Raw genomic sequence first — 6,078 nt, forward strand, 5'->3', positions numbered from 1 at the left:
CCTCCTTTTACCAGATGCCGCGCTTCAAATATTTTCGCGCCAGCCCGTTGCCGGTCACGATCAGCACGAAGGCGATGACCGATTCGAACAAGCCGACCGCCGTGGAGAAGCTGTAATCCTGCTCGCCGAGGCCGATCCGGTAAACGTACGTTCCGATGACGTCGGCCACGGGGTAGACGCTCGGGTTGTACATGACGAGAATCTGCTCGGTTCCCGCCTCCAGAATCGATCCGAGCCGCAAAATGAACATGAGCAGGATGATCGGCACGAGGCCCGGCAGCGTAATGTGCAGCGTTTGCTTCCATTTGTTCGCCCCGTCCATTTTGGCCGCTTCGTACAGCTGCGGATCGATGCCGGTCAAGGCGGCCAAGTAGACGATCGTGCTCCAGCCGACCTCCTTCCAGCCGGCGGATGCGACGAGCACGGAGCGGAAGGCCTCGCCGTCCAGGAAAAACTTCACGGGCTCCCCGCCGAGCGTGACGATCCACCGGTTCACGATCCCTCCGTTCACCGACAGCAGATCGATGAACAGCCCGCTGACGATCACCCAGGACAAAAAGTGAGGCAGATAGACGATCGTCTGAATGGTGCGCTTGAATAACATGTTTTTTAATTCGTTCATCAGAATGGCGACGATAATCGGGAGCGGGAATAAAAAAACGATTTTGTATACGGAAATGAGCAGCGTATTGCGGAACACTTGCAGGAAGCCGGAGGAGGTCAGAAGCTTCTCAAAATGCTTGAAGCCGACCCACGGGCTGGCGCTCATGCCATCGAAGATGTTGAAGTCCTTGAACGCAATGACGATGCCGTACATCGGTGTATATTTGAACAACAACAGAAACAGCAGGCCGGGAACAAGCGCGGCGTACAAGTCCCAGTCTTTGCGGACATCGGCCCAGACCCGGGCCCGTTTGATTTTGCCGGTTCGCACGCGGTGCGGCACCTCCTTGGTTCGACGACGGTTTGCGGTGCGGGGGAAGCTTGATTTCAGTGTACTGGGGGGATGCTCGGGAGGGTAGAAGAGGGCGATGACCTTTTTTGGTAGTTTGATTGTTTTTTGGCGGAAGGCAAACGGAAACAGTGCTTCGTTATGGCAGGTTGTCATACGAATACCAAATAAAGTAATTATATTCCTATATGTGGGTTGATTTAGATCTTGTAGACTTAAAGTGGAAATCCCATTAAAGCCAAGGAGAGTGGTTTGGATGAAGAAAAGGTTTGTTCTATTGGCCGTTGCGGCAGCCGTCATGGCGGTATTCCCGACGGCGATAAACGCGAGCGATGTGCCGGGGCGCGCGATAAGCGGAGGTAAACCGGCGTCGATCGAAATGAGCGGAGCGGAAGTGACGGACTTCACGAAGACGGCGTCGGCTGCGAAAATCGGCGAGGTGCTGGCCAAGGCGCGTCAGGCGGGGAGCGAGAGCGTACAAGCCCAGGGCTTGCAGCGAAGCGAGGCTGCGGCCGGGTATACGGTCGATTACACGCTGATCGACGGGGATACCGCTTATTTCTATGAGAAGAGCCCGACTCAGGCGAAGGAGAAGGTCTACGTCTACGAAGTCGCAGCTTCGGAAGCGGGCGGCGCTGCCGGCCAGCGGATTGCGGCAGCGGCGGGCAACCTTCCGGGCGGCATCGGGGGCAGGGCGGTTGTCAATACGAACGGCTCGTACCTCAACACGACGGTGCGATTGGCGACGCCGAGCCAGCTTGTTGGTGCGCCATCGGGAGCAACCTACACTTATGCGGGCTTTACCGGAACCTCCGGCAGCCAAGCGGTAGAAACCGATATGGGCTTGCAGTACAGCAATGCGTACAATAATCATAAATGGCTGCCTGTGATGGCCGTATTTAAAGGTTCCAAGACGTACGGCACGTTTGTGTCGCCTTATAATCAGGTGCAGTATAAGAACGGCTATAAGCCCGGTTCGGATGTAAACCTTACCGCTTACCGGAATTTGAACGGCAGCGTGCGACTCTCGATGAGCGGCTATGCCATTTGCTCCGACATGACGTGCTCTTCCCAAGCGGATACGTACCTCACGTCGGTTCTGGAGGTGGCGAATGTCAATGTCTCCAGCGTAACCAGGTGGAAAATGCTGGCGACCATTGCCGGCTCCGATAGCGTGACGGGAAGGAGCTATGCCCAATTTAAAAACGTGAACGTGGACGGCACGGCGCGAAATCCGGTCAAAGATGTGGAGGATTATGCGACCGTCTCTGTTTCCGGAAACAACGCGACGATTACCGTTTCCAGATAACACTTGATTTTTGCGGAATCGAATCGAACAAGCCCTTACCTGCGGCTTGTTCGATTTTTTTTCGTTCCGGCGGCCGGTTCACGGCTTCAGGGCTTCATCTCCCCTGGCGTGACGCCCCAATATTTGCGGAATACCTTCGTAAAATAGCTCACGTCCCGATACCCGGCCAGCATGGCAGCGTCGTAAACCTTGGCGCCTTTAAGCAGCGCGGCTTTGGCGGCTTCCATCTTGCGCTCCAGCACGTACGTGGAGAACGTCTTCCCGGTTTCCTGCTTGAACAGCCTGCTCAAGTAGGACGAGTTGACATACAGCCGGTCCGCGACCGTATGCAGGGTGAGCTCGGAGTCCAGCTCCTTTTCGACGATGTCCAGTATGGTCCGGACCGTATCATGGCTGATGCATTGGCGCTGGTTCTGCACGTAAGCGGCGATATGACGAACCGTGCGGCTCAGCCATGCCTGGATCTGTTCCTTCGTCGTCAGCTGCAGCGGATTGTGGAAGAACACGTAATCGTCTCCGGTCACTTCCTTGACCCGCCAGCCTTGGCGCTGGATCGTCCGGGTCAGCAGGCTGACGAAATAGAGCACATGCTCGTGCACGTCGTCCACGGACCCGGCCCGGCCCATTCCTTCCGCCCACAGCGCGGAAGCCAGCTCCTCCGCCTTGCCGGGATCACCTGTCTCCAGCGCGATCTCAAGCCCCTTCTCCAAGGTCGGCTGCAGCGTAAGCGCGGAAGTCCCTTCCGGCTCCTCCCGGTACGGAATCGCGATATCCCGCCCGTATACCTTGCGGCACAGCAAAGCTTTGCCGGCTTGAACATACAGCTTGTGCAGCTCCCCGGGGCCGCCGGTCGCCCCGCAGATGCCCGCGCTCGCCGTGAGCTTCAGACATTCCTTTACCTTGCCAAGGAGTCGGGTCACCGCCGTATGCGCATGCAGCAGAACGCCGTTCGGGTCCTCGTCCGGCCCCGCATCGAACAGGATGACGGTACGGCCTTCCGGATCGGTAAAGCTCCAATGCCCGGACCGTTGAAGCAGCTCACTTACGATGCTGTGGAGGGAAAATAAGAGGAGCTGCCGGTCCTTCGGGCCGAAGCGCGTATCCGATTCGGGGAGCGGGTCCATATCGAGCACGGCGACCGCCAGCTGCCGGTCCGGCTTCAGATCGAGCTGCACGTCCTTGCCGTACTGCATCGCTTCGCGCAGGCTGTAAGCTCCTTCCGCCCAGCGCTGGAAGAAGCTGTTGCGCAGCTGCGGCAAATGCTGCCGCCATTTCTCCTGCAGCATCGCCTGATTGCTGATCCGCTCCAGTTCCTGCCTCAGCTGTTCGGCTGCTTCCAGCACGGCTTTCAGAATTTCTTCGTCCCCGGCAGGCTTCAGCAAATACTTCATCACCCCGACGTCCATCGCGGCTTGTGCGAATTCAAAATTATCGTGTCCGCTCAGGATGATCAGCTTCACCAGCGGGTCCAGCTCCTGCAGCTTACGGGCCAGCGTGATGCCGTCCATCTGCGGCATTTCGATATCCAGCAGCACGATATCCGGCTTCTTGCGTTCGAAGAGCTGCAGCGCTTCAAGCCCGTTCTCCGCCGTGCCGATCACTTCGATGCCATGGTCCTCCCACGGAATATGATGCATCAGGCTGTTGCGCAGGCGGATCTCGTCTTCGACAATGAATAAGTTCATGCCAGCTTCACCTCTTGCTGCAGCCCGGGGCGGGGAGGCTCCGGCTCGTGATTCTCCTTGCACTTCTCCAGCGGAAGAATCAGCTTCGCCGTCGTGCCCTGGCCTTCCGTGCTGCCTATTTGAAGTTCGGCCCGTTGGCCGTAAACGATGAGAATGCGCGACATGACGTTGCGCAGGCCGAACAAGTCCTTGGGATTGCTCTGCCTATACGACAGCGCCCCCGATTCATATGCGGCCAGCTTGGCCAGCTCGCTGCGGATATGCTCCAGCCGTGCCGGGGGGATGCCGTTCCCGTTGTCCTGCACGGTCAGCACCAGACAGCCTTCCTCGATGCGGCTGGCGATGAGCAGACGGCCGTCTCTGCGCTTCTCCAGCCCGTGAAGAATCGCATTCTCCACTAAAGGCTGCAAAATCAGCTTCAGCACGGGGACGTTCTTGCTTTCCTCGGACAACTCGTAGCTGACCGTAAACGCCTCAAGAAAGCGAAGCTGCTGCACCCGGATGTAATAGTGGAGGTGCGTGACCGTTTCCTCCACGGAGAACGTTTCCCGCCCTTTGCTCAGGTTGAGCCGGAAGAAGTTCGATAAATTCAGCACCATTTCGCTGATTTCGTCGGCGTCGTAATTTTTAGCGGTCCAATATATCGAATCGAGCGTATTGTAAAGGAAGTGAGGGTTGATCTGCGACTGCAAAAATTTCAGCTCCGTGTTGGCGAGCTGCAGCTGCTGTTCATAGTAATTTTCGATCAGGTGGCGCTGCTCTTCGACCATCTTGTTGAAGGCCCGGGTCAAGTAACCGAGCTCGTCGGCCCGGTCGTTATCCAGCCGGACGTTAAAGTTGCCGCTTCCGACCCGTTTCATGCCCTTCAGCAAACGCTGCACGGGAGAAGCGATGCCGCTGTACACCCCCCAGGAGATGAGGCAAGCGAGCACGATGCTGATTCCGATAATAATAAAGGTATACATCCGGTTCAGGTTCGTTTCCCGGTACAATTCTTCCTTCGGCTGGGACAGCACGAGCGACCATTTGTAGTAGGCCGAATCGACCTTCGTCGAAATCTCGGACCCGCTTCCACTGTCTTCGTCCGCGCCGATCCGCGTCCGGTCGGCGCTTTCCGTTCCCGTCACCAGGTGTCCCTTATCGTTATAAAGGGCGATCTGCGCTTGGGGCGACGGCAGCAGCGACAGGAGCAAGTCGAGCAGCTTGTCTTTGTTCAAAGTAATGATGAGCAGATTCGGCTCACGGTCCGGGTTGTTGAGATCCATCGTACGGACCAGCGAAATACTGTCCGTATCCATGACGGAGCCGAATGTCTGCCGTTCGGGAAACTCCATGTCGGGCATGACATAGGTAATGGCGGAGCCTCCGGCCTCGGCAAGCTCCTGCAGCCTCAGCACCTGAAGCGGATGCTCGATCAGCTTGCCTCCGTTAGTGGCGTTCAGCAGCAGCCGGGAGGAAGCGTGATACAGCGAGATTTGGGAGACCATCGGGCTGATCGAGGTGACGCTGGAGAGCTCCTTCAAGACCTCGACAAAGTTGATATACGATTGCGCCGTCAACTCCGGTCCCGTCTCGTTCAGCAGCCTCAGAATGTTGTTGTTCGTAGCGGCCAGCGTGGAGATTTGCTCGACATTTTGCAGCGTGACTTCGATATAATCCATCGAAGAGGTCAGCGCGCCCTTGGTCCGCTCCTCGGTTTGCTCAAGCAGGATGCGCTGGGAACGGAAGTTGACGAACAGACTGACGATGACGAGAGGGACCAGCACGAGGACGAAATACACGGTGAGGCGGAGCTGAATTTTTTCCGTATACCGTTTGTATAACCAAGGCCACAGTCGCATCAACGCACCTCCAGTTGCTTTTGATACCACTCGTTTACTTCCTTCGTGATTTCGTCGCCGCCCTCCCGCCTCCACCAGTCGGCATACGACTCGAACCGGTCCAAAGGAATAACGCCGACGACCATCTTGATGAAAACGTCGCGGAGCGCGGACAGCTTCTTCTTGTACTTTTCCATGGCGGGAGTCGGGGGACCCCGGAATTCGTTGCGAATGACGTTCCGCTCGACCGTCTGAATGTTCGAGTACAGCTGGAAGCGGGGGCCGAGCGAATCGAGCCGCTCCTTCAATAAG

The 6,078-nt window shown here is 57.2% G+C and carries 4 protein-coding genes and 1 pseudogene; 1 reads left to right on the forward strand and 4 read right to left on the reverse strand.

From position 1 onward, the window contains the following. Nucleotides 1-7: 7 nt before the first annotated feature. The gene (locus QJ48_RS19215; protein ID WP_054975141.1) at nucleotides 8-934 is read right to left on the reverse strand and encodes a sugar ABC transporter permease; all 927 of its coding nucleotides are present in this window, start codon (nucleotides 932-934) and stop codon (nucleotides 8-10) included. A gap of 274 nt (nucleotides 935-1,208) precedes the next feature. Between QJ48_RS19215 and QJ48_RS19220 the strand changes: the two genes are divergently transcribed. Next, complete coding sequence (locus QJ48_RS19220; RefSeq protein ID WP_054975142.1) at nucleotides 1,209-2,261, forward strand: YrpD family protein; 1,053 nt, start codon at nucleotides 1,209-1,211, stop codon at nucleotides 2,259-2,261. A gap of 86 nt (nucleotides 2,262-2,347) precedes the next feature. Here the strand turns inward: QJ48_RS19220 and QJ48_RS19225 are convergent, their stop codons facing one another. The 3 genes and pseudogenes from QJ48_RS19225 to QJ48_RS37545 all read right to left on the reverse strand — a co-directional run. Beyond that, the gene (locus QJ48_RS19225; RefSeq protein WP_054975143.1) at nucleotides 2,348-3,946 is read right to left on the reverse strand and encodes a response regulator; all 1,599 of its coding nucleotides are present in this window, start codon (nucleotides 3,944-3,946) and stop codon (nucleotides 2,348-2,350) included. Further along, nucleotides 3,943-5,787, reverse strand: a complete 1,845-nt coding sequence (locus QJ48_RS19230) for a sensor histidine kinase (protein ID WP_054975144.1) — start codon at nucleotides 5,785-5,787, stop codon at nucleotides 3,943-3,945. The genes QJ48_RS19225 and QJ48_RS19230 overlap by 4 nt, the downstream gene beginning before the upstream one ends. Then, a pseudogene (locus QJ48_RS37545) lies at nucleotides 5,787-6,078 on the reverse strand (peptide permease); the annotation flags it as partial. The gene QJ48_RS19230 and the pseudogene QJ48_RS37545, both read right to left, overlap by 1 nt.

This window comes from Paenibacillus sp. A3 (genome assembly GCF_001399685.1).
GTDB lineage: Bacteria > Bacillota > Bacilli > Paenibacillales > NBRC-103111 > Paenibacillus_G.